Here is a 14621-nt window from a genome sequence, read left to right as displayed (position 1 = left end):
AGCGGTGTATCAGTCAACTCATCCGGCGACTGATACACCGCTATCGCAGGCAAGCCAGCTCCCACACTGTTTTGCGGTGTTTTCAGGCCACTTTATTCCCATATTCCTACCGTGAATTCCCATCTCGCACTTGTTCCCCCGTGCTCTGTTGTCCCCTGCAAAAAACCTCGCTATAACGGTTAGTGGCATACCGCCACCCACAGGAAGTGAGCGTTGACATGGACCACGGAAGTTTCGTCATCAACAAGCTGTTCAAGCACTACAACGTCCACGTCGAGCAACTGGGCGACGACCCGCAAAAAAACACTGTGCTGATGGTCAATGGCGCGCTGTCCACCACCCGCTCGTTCGCCCGCACCAGCAAGTGCCTGGCCGAGCATTTCAATGTGTTGCTCTTCGACCTGCCCTTCTCCGGCTATTCCCGCGAGCACAACACTGACCTGGACCTGGTAACCAAGGACGATGAAGTGCAGATGCTGCGCGCCTTGGTGGAACGTTTCGAGGTCAACCATCTGGTGTCGGCCTCGTGGGGCGGCATCTCCACGCTGCTGACCCTGGCCCACAACCCGCCGTCGATCCAAAGCTCGGTGGTGATGGCCCTGGCGCCCAACCTCAACCAGGCCATGCTCGACTACGTGGAGCGCGTGCGGGTATTGATCGAGGCGGATGACAAATCGGCGGTCGGCCATCTGCTCAATGAAACCGTAGGCAAATACCTGTCGCCCCGGCTCAAGCGCAACAACCATCGGCACCTGTCCACAATGGCCACCACCGAATACCGCCAGGCACGCTTTCATATCCATCAAGTGCTGGCCTTGGGCGATGGCAATTACCTGCCCGCACTCAAGCAGATTGAAACACCGGTGCACTTTATTAACGGCACCTTGGACGAATACACGCCAGCCGCTGAAGCCCAGTTGTTCAAGGAGTATGTAGGGCGCAGTAGCTTTGCCGTGGCCGAGCATACCGGCCACTTGCTCGACCTCGAATCCAGCGAAGCCGCCACGGCGGTGCACCGTGAACTGCTGGATTTCCTGGTGGGAAAAGGCGCGACGGATGGCGCATAATCGCCGACACATAGCCTGCTAACAAAAAGGGTTTTCTATGCCGAATCGCGTCCCGCTCGATGCCAAGACCGCCCGCTGGCTCCCCTGGGTGGTGGCGATTGCCTTCTTCATGCAGTCGCTGGACGGGACGATTCTGAACACCGCGTTACCGGCCATGGCCCGCGACCTCGCGGAAAACCCGCTGCGCATGCAAGGCGTGGTGATTGCCTACATGCTCACCGTGGCCTTGCTGATCCCCGCGTCGGGCTGGATCGCCGACCGCTTCGGCACCAAGAAAATCTTCTTTGGCGCGATCATGCTGTTCAGCATTGGTTCGCTGCTGTGCGCCTTGTCCAGCAGCCTGAGCATGCTGATCGGCGCGCGGGTGATCCAGGGCCTGGGCGGTGCGCTGATGCTGCCGGTGGGGCGGCTGGTGGTGCTGCGTGCTTACCCGCGTTCCGAGCTGGTACGGATCATGGGCTTCATCACCATCCCCGGCCTGCTCGGCCCGTTGCTCGGCCCGACCATGGGCGGCTGGATGGTGCAGTACCTGACGTGGCACTGGATCTTTTTGATCAACCTGCCGGTGGGCATGATCGGCTGCTACGCCGTGTGGAAGTTCATCCCCGACCTGCGCGGCAGCGAGCGCACGCGCTTCGACGGGATCGGCTTCTTGCTGTTTGGCGCGGCGATGGTGCTGATCACCATCGCCATGGAAGGCCTGGGCGAACTGCACCTGCCGCACCTGCGGGTGATGTTGCTGCTGTTCGGCGGGCTGGCGTGCCTGGCGGCGTACTGGCTGCGCGCCGGGCATATCGATAACCCGCTGTTTTCGCCGGTGCTGTTCAAGACCCGCACCTTTGCCGTGGGCATCCTCGGCAACCTGTTTGCGCGCCTGGGCAGCGGCGCGTTGCCGTTCCTGGTGCCGTTGCTGTTGCAGGTGGCGCTGGGTTATTCACCGTCGGAAGCGGGAATGAGCATGCTGCCGCTGGCGGCCGCGGCGATGTTTGCCAAGTCCATCGCGCGGCCGTTGATCGAGCGTTTGGGCTACCGCATCGTGCTCACCGGCAACACCCTGGCGCTGGGCATCATGCTGGCGAGCATGGGCCTGGTCACGGAACACACGCCCTACCCGCTGCTGCTGGGCATGTTGGCGGTGCTGGGGGCGATCAACTCGCTGCAATTCACCGCGATGAACACCGTGACCCTGATCGACCTCGACGATGCCCAGGCCAGCAGCGGCAACAGCCTGCTGTCGGTGGTGGCGCAATTGTCCCTGAGCCTTGGGGTAGCGTGTGCCGGTGCGTTGCTCGGCGGGTTTACTGCTGAAACGGGTAACGACGGCGTGGAAAGTGTGCTCGGTGCGTTCCAACTGACTTTCCTCACCGTGGGCATCATGGCCATGCTCGCGGCGGCGATCTTCCTGCAATTGTCGCCAAAAGACGGCAAACGGCAGGCCAGCCCGGAGCAGCACATCGAGCATTAAGCGGCTTCTCGTCTAGAACTTGCGGGGAAAATCCCACAGGGCTGGTACACTGCGCGACATTTTGTTTTGCAGAGCCAGCCCCGTGACCACCATCGCCACCGCTTTTAATACTTTGCCGCTGTCCGCCGCCATGTTGGCTAACCTCGACTCGCTGGGTTATGTCGAGATGACGCAGATCCAGGCGCAAAGCTTGCCGGTGATCCTCAAGGGGCTGGACCTGATCGCCCAGGCCAAGACCGGCAGCGGCAAGACCGCCGCCTTCGGCATCGGCCTGTTGAACCCGATCAACCCACGCTATTTCGGCTGCCAAGCCCTGGTGATGTGCCCGACCCGTGAGCTGGCCGACCAGGTCGCCAAGGAAATCCGCCGCCTGGCCCGTGCCGAAGACAACATCAAGGTCCTGACCCTGTGCGGCGGCGTGTCCCTCGGCCCGCAGATCGCCTCGCTGGAGCACGGCGCCCACGTCATCGTCGGCACCCCGGGCCGCATCCAGCAGCATCTGCGTAAAGGCTCGCTGGTACTGGACGGCTTGAACACGCTGATCCTCGACGAAGCCGACCGCATGCTCGACATGGGCTTCTACGACGCCATCGAAGACATCATCAGCAAGACCCCGCCACGCCGCCAGACCCTGCTGTTCTCGGCCACCTACCCGGTGAGCATCAAGCAGCTGGCCTCCAAGTTCATGCGCGCGCCGCAGCAAGTGAAGGCCGAGGCGTTCCACTCCGACGACCAGATCGAGCAGCGTTTCTACGAGATCTCGCCGGAAGAGCGCATGGACGCCGTGACCAAGGTCCTGGCGCACTTCCGCCCGGCGTCGTGCGTGGCATTCTGCTTTACCAAGCAGCAAGTGCAGGAAACCGTGGATCACCTGACGGCCAAGGGCATTTCTGCCGTGGGCCTGCATGGCGACCTGGAACAGCGCGACCGCGACCAGGTGCTGGCGATGTTCGCCAACCGCAGTACTTCGGTGCTGGTTGCGACCGACGTAGCGGCACGCGGTCTGGACATTGACGCGCTGGACATGGTGATCAACGTCGAACTGGCCCGTGACTCGGAAATCCACATCCACCGCGTGGGTCGTACTGGCCGTGCCGGTGAGACCGGGATTGCCATCAGCCTGGTTGCACCGTCCGAAGCGCACCGCGCCCAGGCCATCGAGCAACTGCAGAAGTCGCCGCTGAACTGGGACCAACTGGACAACCTCAAGCCGCAAAGCGGTGGTCCGTTGCTGCCGGTGATGAGCACTCTGTGCATTGCTGCCGGGCGTAAAGACAAAGTGCGTCCGGGTGACATCCTCGGTGCACTGACCGGTGAAGCCGGGATTCCGGGGGCGCAGGTGGGCAAGATTGCGATCTTTGACTTCCAGGCGTTTGTGGCCGTGGAACGCGGGATCGCCAAGCAGGCGTTGCAGCGTTTGAATGACGGCAAGATCAAGGGCCGCTCGTTGCGCGTGCGGATCCTGTAAAGCGCTCAAGCCATACAGAGATCAAACTGTGGGAGCGGGCTTGCCCGCGATAGCGATGGTGAATTCACCGCCGCCATCGCAGGCAAGCCAGCTCCCACATTTTTAATTGCATTCCAAGGCAAGTATTTTGTGAGGACACCGTTTTGCGCTCGACCGAAGTTGTGATCATTGGCGCCGGCGCCGCAGGCTTGATGTGCGCACTGACCGCCGCCGGGCGTGGGCGCAAGGTGATGTTGATCGACCACGCGAACAAGGCCGGCAAGAAGATCCTGATGTCCGGCGGTGGCCGCTGCAATTTCACCAACATGTACACCGAACCTGCCAACTTCCTCTCGCACAACGCGCACTTCTGCAAGTCCGCCCTGGCGCGTTATACCCAGTGGGACTTCATCGCGCTGGTGGCCAAGCACGGCGTGCCGTACCACGAGAAGAAACTCGGCCAGCTGTTCTGCGATAACAAATCCAGCGACATCCTCGGCATGTTGCTCGATGAGTGCATTCAAGTCGGCGTCAGCATGCACCTGGACACTTCCATCGAGGAGATCGCCAAGGTCGAAGGCGGCTACCAGTTGCAGACCACCTTGGGTGAACTGCGCTGCGAATCCCTGGTGATCGCCACTGGCGGGCTGTCGATTCCGACACTGGGCGCCACCGGTTTTGGTTATCAAGTGGCCAAGCAGTTCGGCCACGAACTGCTGCCGACCCGCGCCGGTCTTGTGCCGTTCACCATTACCGACCAGCTCAAGGATTTGTGTGGCGAGTTGAGCGGCACCTCGGTGGATTGCCTGGTGAGCTGCAACGACCAGAGCTTTCGCGAGAACATCCTGTTTACCCACCGGGGTTTGAGCGGACCGGCGATCTTGCAGATCTCTTCGTACTGGGAGTCCGGCGACACAGTGGAGATCAACCTGCTGCCCGACCACGACGCCCACGAGTGGCTGCAAGCGCAACAGGCCGAGCGCCCGAACAGCGAGCTGAAAACCCTGCTGGGGGAAATCTTCACCAAGAAGATGGCCAACCTGCTGGCGGAAAGCTGGTTTGCGTCCAAGCCGATGAAGCAGTACACCCATGCGGAAATCGCCGAGATCGCGCAGAAGCTCGGCAACTGGCAGTTGGTGCCGGCCGGGACCGAGGGTTATCGCACGGCCGAAGTGACGTTGGGTGGGGTGGATACGCGGGAAGTGTCGTCCAAGACCATGGAATCCCTGAAAAGCCCGGGTTTGTACTTTATTGGTGAGGTGTTGGATGTGACCGGCCACCTGGGGGGGTTCAACTTCCAGTGGGCGTGGGCCTCGGGCTATGCCGCCGCGCAATACGCCTGACCAAAGACTGTACTCGGTCAAACTGTGGGAGCTGGCTTGCCTGCGATGGCTGTGGTGAATTCACCGCCGCTATCGCAGGCAAGCCAGCTCCCACATTGTTATGTGGTGTTGCTGAAATAATTGCCAGCAGATGTGATCGTGACCCTTGCCGTGGCGTCACTGATGCGCCAACTTAACGGCATCGTCCCGGAAGACTCCAGCCTTCATGTCATCGACCTCGTTCAAGCAGTCCCTGCGCCGTCTCTGGGCGCTGGATAAATTCAGCTACAGCATCCGGGTATTCATCGCCCTCACCGGCAGCATGGCGCTGTGCTGGTATCAGGATGAGATGACGCTGCTGATCCCGCTGTTCCTGGGGATTATCGCCAGCGCCCTGGCCGAGACCGATGACAGTTGGCAAGGCCGCCTCAACGCCCTGGCGGTGACGCTGGTGTGTTTCAGCATTGCCGCACTGTCGGTGGAGCTGTTGTTCCCCTACCCGTGGATCTTCGCGATTTCCCTGGCCCTGGCCACCTTCTGCCTGACCATGCTTGGCGCCCTCGGCGAACGTTATGGCGCGATTGCCTCGGCGACGTTGATCCTCTCGGTGTACACCATGATCGGCGTGGACCAGCGCGGTGGCGCGGTCTCGGATTTCTGGCATGAGCCGCTGCTGCTGGTGGCCGGTGCGGCGTGGTATGGCGCGCTGTCGGTGCTGTGGCAGGCGCTGTTTTCCAACCAGCCGGTGCAACAGAGCCTGGCGCGCTTGTTCCGCGAATTGGGGCGCTACCTCAAGCTCAAGTCGTCGCTGTTCGAACCGATCCGCCAGCTGGATGTGGAAGCGCGCCGCCTGGAACTGGCCCAGCAAAACGGCCGGGTGGTCGCCGCGCTGAATGCCGCGAAGGAAATCATCCTGCACCGCGTGGGCAATGGTCGACCGGGTTCGAAAGTAAGCCGCTACCTCAAGCTGTACTTCCTCGCCCAGGACATCCACGAACGCGCCAGCTCATCGCACTACCCTTACAATGCCCTGGCCGAAGCCTTCTTCCACAGCGACGTGCTGTTCCGCTGCCAGCGCCTGCTGCGCCAGCAGGGCAAGGCCTGCCAAACCCTGGCCGAGTCGATCCAGTTGCGTCAGCCGTTCATCTATGACGACAGTTTCGCCGAAGCCTTGGGCGACTTGAACGCCTCGCTGGAACACCTGCGCATCCAGAGCAACCCGGCGTGGCGCGGGCTGCTACGTTCGCTGCGCGCGCTGGCGGCCAACCTGTCCACCCTCGACCGCCTGCTGGGCGATGCCAGCAACCCCGACCGCCTGGCGGATGCCACCGACAGCAACCTGCTGGACCGCGCCCCGCGCAACCTCAAGGAAATGTGGACGCGCCTGCGCACGCAGATGACGCCGACGTCGCTACTGTTCCGGCATGCGCTGCGCCTGTCCCTGGCGTTGACCGTCGGCTACGGCATGTTGCATGCGATCCACGCGTCCCAGGGCTACTGGATCATCCTCACCACGTTGTTTGTGTGCCAGCCGAACTACGGCGCCACGCGGCGCAAGCTCGGCCAGCGGATCATCGGCACGGCCATCGGCCTGACCGTGGCCTGGGCGCTGTTCGATCTGTTCCCGAGCCCCTTGGTGCAGTCGATGTTCGCCATCGCCGCCGGCCTGGTGTTCTTTATCAACCGCACCACCCGCTACACCCTGGCCACGGCGGCGATCACCCTGATGGTGCTGTTCTGCTTCAACCAGGTGGGCGATGGCTACGGGCTGTTCCTGCCGCGCTTGTTCGATACCTTGCTCGGCAGCCTGATCGCGGGCCTGGCGGTGTTCCTGTTCCTGCCGGACTGGCAAGGCCGGCGCCTGAACAAAGTGCTGGCCAACACCCTGACCTGCAACAGCATCTACCTGCGCCAGATCATGCAGCAATACGCCGCCGGCAAAAGCGACGACCTCGCCTACCGCCTGGCGCGGCGCAACGCGCACAACGCCGACGCGGCGCTGTCTACGACCCTGGCGAACATGCTGATGGAGCCGGGGCACTTCCGTAAGGAGGCCGACGTGGGCTTCCGCTTCCTGGTGCTGTCGCACACCTTGCTCAGCTACTTGTCGGGGCTCGGCGCCCACCGCGAAACCCAGTTGCCGGCGGAGGTGCGTGAGCATCTGATCGATGGCGCCGGGAATACGTTGGCGGCGAGCATCGATGAAATCGCTACCGGGCTGGCGAACAAGCAGCCGATTGCGATTCAGAGTGATGCCGAGGAAGCGCTGGCGGCGGAGTTGGAGCAGATGCCGGATGAGATTGATGAAGGGCAGCGGTTGGTGCAGACGCAGTTGGCGTTGATTTGTCGGCAGTTGGGGCCGTTGCGGACTCTGGCTGCGCATTTGATCAAAGAGACTGGCGAGGCTTAGATTGCTATCGCAGGCAAGCCAGCTCCCACAGGGGACCGCATTCCTACAGACAAATGCATTCCAAATGTGGGAGCGGGCTTGCCCGCGATGGGGCCCGCACAGGCCCTACATCCCATGCGCCTTCATCAACCGCGCATAACTGCCATCATCCTTCATCCGCGCAATCTCCCGATCAAACCCAGCCACGATCTGCGCGTGCTCAGGGTTTTTCAGGCTCACCAGAATATGCAGGCTGTTTTCACTCAACGGCGTAGGTAGAAACTCCACCGCATTGCGCACCTTGAGCGATTCACGCGCCAGGTAATACCGCGCCACATATTCATCCTCCACCGTCAGCCGCACCCGCTGCGCCGCGAGCATGCGCACGGCCATGGAGAAGTTGTGCACCGGCACCTTCTGCAACTGCCCATCGCCGTCGAACGCCGCCGAATAGGCATAACCACGCACCACCGCAATCGGGTAGTCGTGCAACTGCGCCAGGTCTTTGAACTCGATGGGATCGTCGCGGCGCTTGATAAAACGCACGCGGTTAAGCAGGTATTCGCCGGAAAACTGCCCCAGTTGCGTGCGGGCATCGTCGTACCAGGCGTTGACCAGCACGTCATACCGCCCATCGCCCACGCCCATCAGCGCGCGGGCCCAGGGCACCTGCTCGAAGTCACTGGCGTAACCCGCGCGGGCCAGGGCGGTGCTGACGATATCAGTGGCCAGGCCGCCATTAATCAAAGTGGCATCGGTAAAGGGTGGCCAGGCATCCGCCACCAGGCGTAAACGCTGGGCAAACGCCGGCTGGGCCAGCAACAACACTCCAATCAAAGCAACGGCACGAAACAATCGCGGCATGCTCAACGTCCTTGGCGGGCCCAGAGGTTCTAACAGTAGCTCAAGATTACACAAAGAAACGGGCGGCGAATGCACTCAGTGATGGCAATTTGATTTCACTCACAAAAAACAGCTGATTTAGACACAATCGGCTGCCGCGCTTACTATCCAGAACACCTACTGATAAGAGATTTCGCCATGACAGTCGATTGGGTCTGCAAACATCACACTGACTTGGGCAAGGAACAGCTGTACGCCATCCTGCGCCTGCGGGGCGAGGTGTTTGTCGTCGAGCAGAAATGCGTTTATCAGGACATCGACGGGCAGGACCTGGGCGGTGACACCCACCACCTGATGGCCTGGAAAGATGATGAGCTGGTGGCCTACCTGCGCCTGCTGGACCCAGAGTCCCAGGGCGGTGACGTGGTGATCGGCCGGGTGATCGTGGCGCCCGTAGCGCGCGGCACCGGGCTGGGGCACCAGATGATGGAAGAGACGCTCAAGCGCATTGCCGATATCTGGCCCGAGACGCCGATCTTTCTGTCGGCCCAGGCGCATTTGCAGGGGTATTACGGGCGGTATGGGTTTGTGGTGGCGGGGGAGGAATATCTGGAGGATGACATTCCACATATTGGCATGCGGCGCTCCTGAGGGCCCCATCGCAGGCAAGCCAGCTCCCACATTTTGACTGTATTCACAAATCAGAATGTGGGAGCGGGCTTGCTCGCGAAGGCGTCAGCCCCTCCACCACAAAACTTCAGGGATACCCCAACACCTGCTTCACCGAATCCAGATTCCCCTCAATCCACCCCCGATCAATCGCCCCCCAGCTGCGAATCCGATACTGCCCCGCATGGTTGCGCGCACCGTCTTCCTGCTCGAATTCACACACGATGTCCAAGTCGGCCAACGCCGCAATCGTGTCCTGCGCCGTGCGGCGGGGCATGCCGGTCACGTCGGTCAGCGCCGGCACGTTGCTGGCCAGGCCGCTGTCGATCAGATACGCCACATACAGGCGGCGGTAGAAGCTGCTCTTGGTCTTGCTCACATCCATGGTCAATCGCCTTGTGCGCTCAGGGTTTGCCTTGCAGGTCGCGATACGTGAGGTACACCCGCAGGTCGAATTCCACCTGATGGTAGCCCGGCATCATGTAGTCGCAGAGTTTATAGAACGCCTTGTTGTGGTCCGATTCCTTGAAGTGCGCCAGTTCGTGTACCACGATCATGCGCAGGAACTCCGGCGCCGCGTCCTTGAACAGCGCGGCAATGCGGATTTCTTTCTTCGACTTCAGGTTACCGCCCTGCACCCGTGAAATCGTGGTGTGCAGGCCGAGGGCGCGGTGGGTCAGGTCGAGGCGGTTATCGAACAGCACTTTGTCGATGGCCGGCGCGTTGCGCAGGTGTTCCTGCTTCAAGGCCAGCGCGTAGGCGTACAGGGCCTTGTCACTTTGCACGGCGTGGCGCTCGGGGTAACGCTGCTCCAGGTAGGCGCCCAACTGGTCTTTGGCGATCAATTGGCGCACTTGCTCCTGGAGAGCGGCGGGATAGGCCTGGAGGTATTTCAGCGCGGTCATGGGGTCTGCAACAGGGTTCGAATGGCCGCCAGTGTAGCGAATTCAGCCCAGGCGAGGGGGCGTCCAGGCCACGATCTCGTGCGCCATCAACGGCTGCGCCACCCACGGCCCCTGGATAAACGGGCAACCATTGGCCTTGAGCCACTCGGCCTGCGCTTGCGTCGCCACGCCTTCGGCGACCACCAGCACATCAAAATGCCCGCACAGTTCGATGATGCTGCGCGCCATCGCCGCATCCCGCGGCGACCCCGGCAAGCGCGAGACCAACTGCGGGTCGAGCTTGAGGGTGTCGAAATCCAGGTCCCGCAGATGGGCCAGGGAACAATGGCCCATGCCGAAATCATCCAGGGCGATCCGCACCCCCACCTGGCGCAGCAGCTTGAGTTGCTTGGCGGACTCTTCCAGGTTGCTGGTCAAGCTGTCTTCGCCAATCTCCACCTCCAACTGGCGCCCCTGCAAGCCATGTCGCTCCAGCACCTGCTGCAGCTGGGCCGCGAGGTTGGGCATAGTGAACTGGTTGCTGCTCAGGCTGACGCTCAACACCAACTCAGGGTCGAAGATCGATTGCCACGCCTGGCGCTGGGCCGCGACTTGCAGGTAGATCCAGGCGCTCAATTGGCTGATCAGGCGTGCCTCCTCCAGCAGCGGCAAAAACAGCCCCGGCGGCACATCGCCGACGCTGGGGTGCTGCCAGCGCAACAACGCTTCGACGCCACGCAAGCGCCCATCCTCCACCGACACCTGGGGCTGGTACACCAAGGTGAAGTCCTTGTTCTCGATGGCCGTGCGCACGCTGTCTTCGAGCATCAGGCGTGAGCGGGCGCGGCCGTTCATTTCCTGGTCGTAATAACGATATTGCTGACGCCCGGCGCGCTTGGCTTCGTACATGGCGATGTCCGCTGCCCGCAGCAGGCCGCTCAAGTCTGCGCCGCAATCGGGGAAGGTGGCGATGCCGATACTCACACCGAGCATCACGTCCAGGCCCTCGATCTGTTGGCAGATCGACACGCGCTCGATGAGTTTTTCCGCAATCTTCGCCGCTTGCTCGGCGAACTCCAGCTCCAGCAACGCGGTGAACTCATCCCCGCCCATGCGCCCCAGAATGTCACCGGAACGCAGGCACGCCTGCATTTGCTCCGACACCCAGCGCAGCACCCGGTCCCCGGCGTCATGGCCCAACGAGTCGTTGACCCGTTTAAAACCGTCGAGGTCCAGGTACAGCAACACCAGCGCGTGGTCGTTACGTTCGCTGCGCAACAGCGTGCTCTCCACCGCCTGGTGGAAGCCGCGCCGGTTCAGCAGCCCGGTCAACGGGTCGGTGACCGCCTGGAACTCCAGTTGCTGGTGCAGGTGGCGCACTTCGGACATGTCCAGCACCGTCACCACCATGGCCTTCTGCTCGCTGGGCAATGGCGCGCTGGACAAGGCCACCGGCACTTGCTGACCACGACTGGTGCGCAAAATGGCGTCGTGCTGGCGCCAGGTCTCGCCTTTGCAATACGCCTCGTACATCGGGAAGCTCAGCCAGGCGGGCACATGGGGTTTTTGCAGGAAACTCAAGAAACTCTCGCCCTGCAACTCGGCCATCGTCGCATTCAGCAGCCGCGAAATCGCCGGGTTGGCGTACTGGATCACGCTGCCCTCGCCCACCACCAGGATGCCTTCGGCGGCGTTGTCCAGCACCGATGCATTGAAGGCGCGGGCCGACTCCAGGTCGTGGCTCAAGCGCTGCAAGGCCCGGCGGTTGCGTTGGTGCTCCAGCAGGGCCTGGACCTTGGGCTTGAGGATATGCGGATCGAAGGGCTTGAACAGGTAGTCGATCGCGCCGCTGGCATAGCCCTCCAGTACGGCGGCGGACGATTGGGCGTGAGCGGTGAGGAAGATAATCGGCGTCATGCGTGTGCGTTGGCTGCCGCGCATCAGCCGCGCCACTTCAAACCCGTCCATGCCGGGCATGCGTACATCGAGCAAAACCAGGTCGACTTCGTGGGCCAACAGCAATTCCAGCGCTTCCAGCCCGGAAGCGGCGGTCATTACCCGCCAATCCTCACGCTGCAAAAGCGCACGCATGCTGATGAGGTTTTCCGGGTAGTCATCGACCACCAGAAGAACCGAACTGCCATCGCCGTTGTGTGGAGCGCAATCCATGCTACGTCTCTTCCTTGAGGAGCCATTCCGGTCATTTTTGAGAGAAAACCCGGACAAACCCTGAGGACTCACTCTAGACCCGGTTCCATTAAAGCAGAAGTGACGTGGGTGCCATCATTGGCTCAAAGCTCAGGAAGCCGACTAACGGTCAACCCCTACAGGCCACGGTTCATGGGAAACATGGCTTTTTGGCATTCATTTGGCGCCAATAAATCGTCAGAAAATGTTTAACAACCGCGGGACCACCGCCTATAAAGAACCCGTCTGGCCCACGGGCCAAAGCCTTCACCTTCTGTAAAAGGCCTACACCATGATCGATCTTTCCACCTGGAATCTCAGCATCCCGGTCGGCTCGCCCCCCGCGACCATCGACACGCCGAAGCTGCTCAGCGGCTTCAACGACCAATACTTCCAGGCCGAAGGCAGCAACGTGCAATTCTGGACCCCCGTCACCGGCACCCGCACGGAAAACGCCATTTACCCACGCAGCGAACTGCGTGAGACCTACGCCGATGGGCGATTGCGCAACTGGACCTACCCGGATGCAAACAACTTCCTGCGGGCCACGTTGGAGGTCAACCAGGTGCCGTCCTCCGGCAAAGTCGTGATCGGGCAGATCCATGCCTATGACAGCCAGAAGCCGCTGATCAAGTTGGAGTATCAATTCAAGGAGAAGACCCAGAGCGGCAATATCGTCGCCAAGGTGAGGATGCGCCCGGATGATGGTGAAGGGCGGGTGATTACCGTGGCGTCCAATGTGCCGTTGGAGAAAAGCTTTACCTACGTCATTAATTTGAATAAAGCCGGGCTACTCAGTGTGTATGCCGCCGATGGGCAGTGGAATGAGCGCATTGGTGCGGCGTGGGGGGCCAAGCCGTTGTATTTCAAGGCAGGGGTGTATGTACAGGACAACAGTGGGAACAGCAAGGAAGGGGCGCGGGTGACGTTTGCCAAGCTGGATATTGATCACGACTGAACCTCGCTCAGTATCGTGTAGGCCTTGTCCTAACGAGCCAGAGATCCATCACCTTTTTGAACACGCCAATGATCCCTGTGGGAGCCGGGCTTGCCCGCGATGGCGGTGTATCAGGCAACATCTTCGGTGACTGGCCCACCGCCATCGCGGGCAAGCCCGGCTCCCACAAGGGTTCTGCGTCCTACAGGGCCGTTGCAGTGAGTCAGGGCCACGCTTATAGTTCGCCCCGTCGCCGGCATTGAACGGCGATAGGGTTTCGCAGCCCTAACGATACGTGTGTAACCAAGCATCATGAATACAACGATGAGCGCTTCGGCGCCCGTCGTCTGTTTTATGGTGGCTGTGTGTGGGAGATCTTCGGATCTGCCGGGTTCCTCGTATCCTCGGTCTGCGAACCCGCACACAGCTACCACCCATTCGTTTCGCAGCGAACGGCGGTAGTCCTTCTAGATACGAGGAGTATTTGCCATGACGCAACAGTGTCCGCCCCGCCGCTTTTACCCCTGCACCGAAAACGCTACCGACAACCCCGTTTTATTAATCGACAGCGACGCCCCACTGCCGGACCTCCACGCCTGCCTGCGCGAACGCCTCAACGCCGCCCTCGAACACCTCAACCTGATGGCCTGTTCCAGCCTGCCGGACTTCGCCGAGCGCGACCTGAACAATGTGACGAACACGGCGCGCATTCTGGTGCAGGACGTCAGTGATCTGTTCCGCGTGATCGAACATCGCGGTTTTGATACGCCCGAAGTAGCCTGATTAGATTCCAGGTTAACAAGGCCCGCATTACTGCGGGCTTTCTTCTTAGAAGCCAAATATTTAATCAACCTCCACACTTTTTCCGAGTGGGCTTATTCCTTTTTTTGCGCACACATAAATCCAAAAGACCTAACAAACTGTCAGAATTAACAGCTGCGCCCCAGAACAAATAAAATTATTTTAAACTCTCAACCCACAATACATCCCTACGCCGCAAGGAGCACGACCATGACAATGCCAAACCCTATGGGTACATATGTTGGAGGAAGCGTCGACGGCCCCAAACAACTTACAATCACTGCTGCCAACAGTAGCAGCGGGGCTGTAGTAGCGGATTTTCATGACGGTAAAAACGCCTACTCGCTTACTGGAACATATAAGTTTGCAAACGCCGCAAATGGAGGCCCTGCCAGTTTCAACTTAGATGGAGACCCCAACGCGAGCATCGCTTATAGACTTTCACTGGTTTCAAATCCTGTCGATAACAACACGCCCTTTCAAAAGCTTACGGGCAACTATTGGGTTAATGGGCTCGCTGGAACCATGGAACTATTGAAAACAAATTAAAAGCCCGACATTGACTCGAGCAATGACCACACCGCTCCTACGAAGAGCAGCAAAAACCCGC

At 60.7% G+C, this 14621-nt stretch carries 13 protein-coding genes; 9 read left to right on the top strand and 4 right to left on the bottom strand.

What is annotated here, in order from left to right; all coding sequences use genetic code 11:
* The first annotated feature begins 218 nt into the window (after positions 1–218).
* From J1G37_RS05900 to yccS, 5 genes are all read left to right on the top strand, one after another.
* On the top strand, positions 219–1067 hold the full coding sequence (locus J1G37_RS05900; protein ID WP_207040517.1) for an alpha/beta hydrolase: 849 nt from the start codon (positions 219–221) through the stop codon (positions 1065–1067).
* Between the two features lie 37 nt (positions 1068–1104).
* A complete protein-coding gene (mdtD, locus tag J1G37_RS05895; RefSeq protein WP_017735976.1) occupies positions 1105–2532 on the top strand; it encodes a multidrug transporter subunit MdtD in 1428 nt (475 codons plus the stop codon).
* A 130-nt stretch (positions 2533–2662) separates the two neighbouring features.
* A complete protein-coding gene (gene dbpA, locus J1G37_RS05890; RefSeq protein ID WP_235865629.1) occupies positions 2663–4000 on the top strand; it encodes an ATP-dependent RNA helicase DbpA in 1338 nt (445 codons plus the stop codon).
* A 143-nt stretch (positions 4001–4143) separates the two neighbouring features.
* Entirely contained in the window at positions 4144–5322 is a 1179-nt protein-coding gene (locus J1G37_RS05885; RefSeq protein WP_207040516.1) for an NAD(P)/FAD-dependent oxidoreductase, read from the top strand.
* A gap of 205 nt (positions 5323–5527) precedes the next feature.
* Positions 5528–7711: a YccS family putative transporter gene (yccS, locus tag J1G37_RS05880; RefSeq protein ID WP_124527225.1), complete on the top strand. Its 2184-nt coding sequence runs from the start codon at positions 5528–5530 to the stop codon at positions 7709–7711.
* A gap of 105 nt (positions 7712–7816) precedes the next feature.
* Here the strand turns inward: yccS and J1G37_RS05875 are convergent, their stop codons facing one another.
* Positions 7817–8554, bottom strand: a complete 738-nt coding sequence (locus tag J1G37_RS05875) for a transporter substrate-binding domain-containing protein (RefSeq protein ID WP_207040515.1) — start codon at positions 8552–8554, stop codon at positions 7817–7819.
* A gap of 177 nt (positions 8555–8731) precedes the next feature.
* On the opposite strand from J1G37_RS05875, the gene J1G37_RS05870 reads away from it, so the two are divergent.
* Positions 8732–9184: a GNAT family N-acetyltransferase gene (locus J1G37_RS05870; RefSeq protein ID WP_207040514.1), complete on the top strand. Its 453-nt coding sequence runs from the start codon at positions 8732–8734 to the stop codon at positions 9182–9184.
* A gap of 106 nt (positions 9185–9290) precedes the next feature.
* On the opposite strand, the gene J1G37_RS05865 is transcribed toward J1G37_RS05870, so the two are convergent.
* From J1G37_RS05865 to J1G37_RS05855, 3 genes are read right to left on the bottom strand one after another with little or no spacing between them, the layout of a single operon-like run.
* Positions 9291–9587, bottom strand: a complete 297-nt coding sequence (locus tag J1G37_RS05865; protein WP_207040513.1) for a winged helix-turn-helix domain-containing protein — start codon at positions 9585–9587, stop codon at positions 9291–9293.
* A 19-nt stretch (positions 9588–9606) separates the two neighbouring features.
* Complete coding sequence (locus J1G37_RS05860) at positions 9607–10107, bottom strand: M48 family metallopeptidase (RefSeq protein ID WP_017735682.1); 501 nt, start codon at positions 10105–10107, stop codon at positions 9607–9609.
* Between the two features lie 42 nt (positions 10108–10149).
* A complete protein-coding gene (locus J1G37_RS05855; protein ID WP_207040512.1) occupies positions 10150–12255 on the bottom strand; it encodes an EAL domain-containing protein in 2106 nt (701 codons plus the stop codon).
* A gap of 310 nt (positions 12256–12565) precedes the next feature.
* Between J1G37_RS05855 and J1G37_RS05850 the strand changes: the two genes are divergently transcribed.
* The 3 genes from J1G37_RS05850 (at position 12566) to J1G37_RS05835 (ending at position 14560) form a co-directional block, all read left to right on the top strand.
* Positions 12566–13231 carry a polysaccharide lyase family 7 protein gene (locus J1G37_RS05850; RefSeq protein WP_207040511.1) on the top strand — a complete coding sequence of 222 codons (666 nt, stop codon included), beginning with the start codon at positions 12566–12568 and terminating at the stop codon, positions 13229–13231.
* A gap of 468 nt (positions 13232–13699) precedes the next feature.
* A complete protein-coding gene (locus J1G37_RS05840) occupies positions 13700–13993 on the top strand; it encodes a fructose-bisphosphate aldolase (RefSeq protein ID WP_207040509.1) in 294 nt (97 codons plus the stop codon).
* Positions 13994–14221: 228 nt separating this feature from the next.
* Entirely contained in the window at positions 14222–14560 is a 339-nt protein-coding gene (locus J1G37_RS05835; protein ID WP_207040508.1) for a hypothetical protein, read from the top strand.
* Positions 14561–14621: the final 61 nt, after the last annotated feature.

It is taken from the genome of Pseudomonas sp. Marseille-Q1929, from assembly GCF_017316265.1.
Classification (GTDB): Bacteria; Pseudomonadota; Gammaproteobacteria; order Pseudomonadales; family Pseudomonadaceae; genus Aquipseudomonas.
The sequence above is the reverse complement of the archived record's forward strand: the minus strand, read 5'-3'. Positions and strand labels throughout refer to the sequence as shown.

What these genes read in the sequence shown, in the direction of transcription:
- mdtD (WP_017735976.1), top strand. Translation starts at nt 1,105, where the DNA reads ATGCCGAATCGCGTCCCGCTCGATGCCAAGACCGCCCGCTGGCTCCCC.
- J1G37_RS05870 (WP_207040514.1), top strand. Translation starts at nt 8,732, where the DNA reads ATGACAGTCGATTGGGTCTGCAAACATCACACTGACTTGGGCAAGGAA.
- J1G37_RS05865 (WP_207040513.1), bottom strand. Translation starts at nt 9,587, where the DNA reads ATGGATGTGAGCAAGACCAAGAGCAGCTTCTACCGCCGCCTGTATGTG.
- J1G37_RS05850 (WP_207040511.1), top strand. Translation starts at nt 12,566, where the DNA reads ATGATCGATCTTTCCACCTGGAATCTCAGCATCCCGGTCGGCTCGCCC.
- J1G37_RS05875 (WP_207040515.1), bottom strand. Translation starts at nt 8,554, where the DNA reads ATGCCGCGATTGTTTCGTGCCGTTGCTTTGATTGGAGTGTTGTTGCTG.
- dbpA (WP_235865629.1), top strand. Translation starts at nt 2,663, where the DNA reads ATGTTGGCTAACCTCGACTCGCTGGGTTATGTCGAGATGACGCAGATC.
- J1G37_RS05835 (WP_207040508.1), top strand. Translation starts at nt 14,222, where the DNA reads ATGACAATGCCAAACCCTATGGGTACATATGTTGGAGGAAGCGTCGAC.
- J1G37_RS05855 (WP_207040512.1), bottom strand. Translation starts at nt 12,255, where the DNA reads ATGGATTGCGCTCCACACAACGGCGATGGCAGTTCGGTTCTTCTGGTG.
- J1G37_RS05900 (WP_207040517.1), top strand. Translation starts at nt 219, where the DNA reads ATGGACCACGGAAGTTTCGTCATCAACAAGCTGTTCAAGCACTACAAC.
- J1G37_RS05840 (WP_207040509.1), top strand. Translation starts at nt 13,700, where the DNA reads ATGACGCAACAGTGTCCGCCCCGCCGCTTTTACCCCTGCACCGAAAAC.
- yccS (WP_124527225.1), top strand. Translation starts at nt 5,528, where the DNA reads ATGTCATCGACCTCGTTCAAGCAGTCCCTGCGCCGTCTCTGGGCGCTG.
- J1G37_RS05860 (WP_017735682.1), bottom strand. Translation starts at nt 10,107, where the DNA reads ATGACCGCGCTGAAATACCTCCAGGCCTATCCCGCCGCTCTCCAGGAG.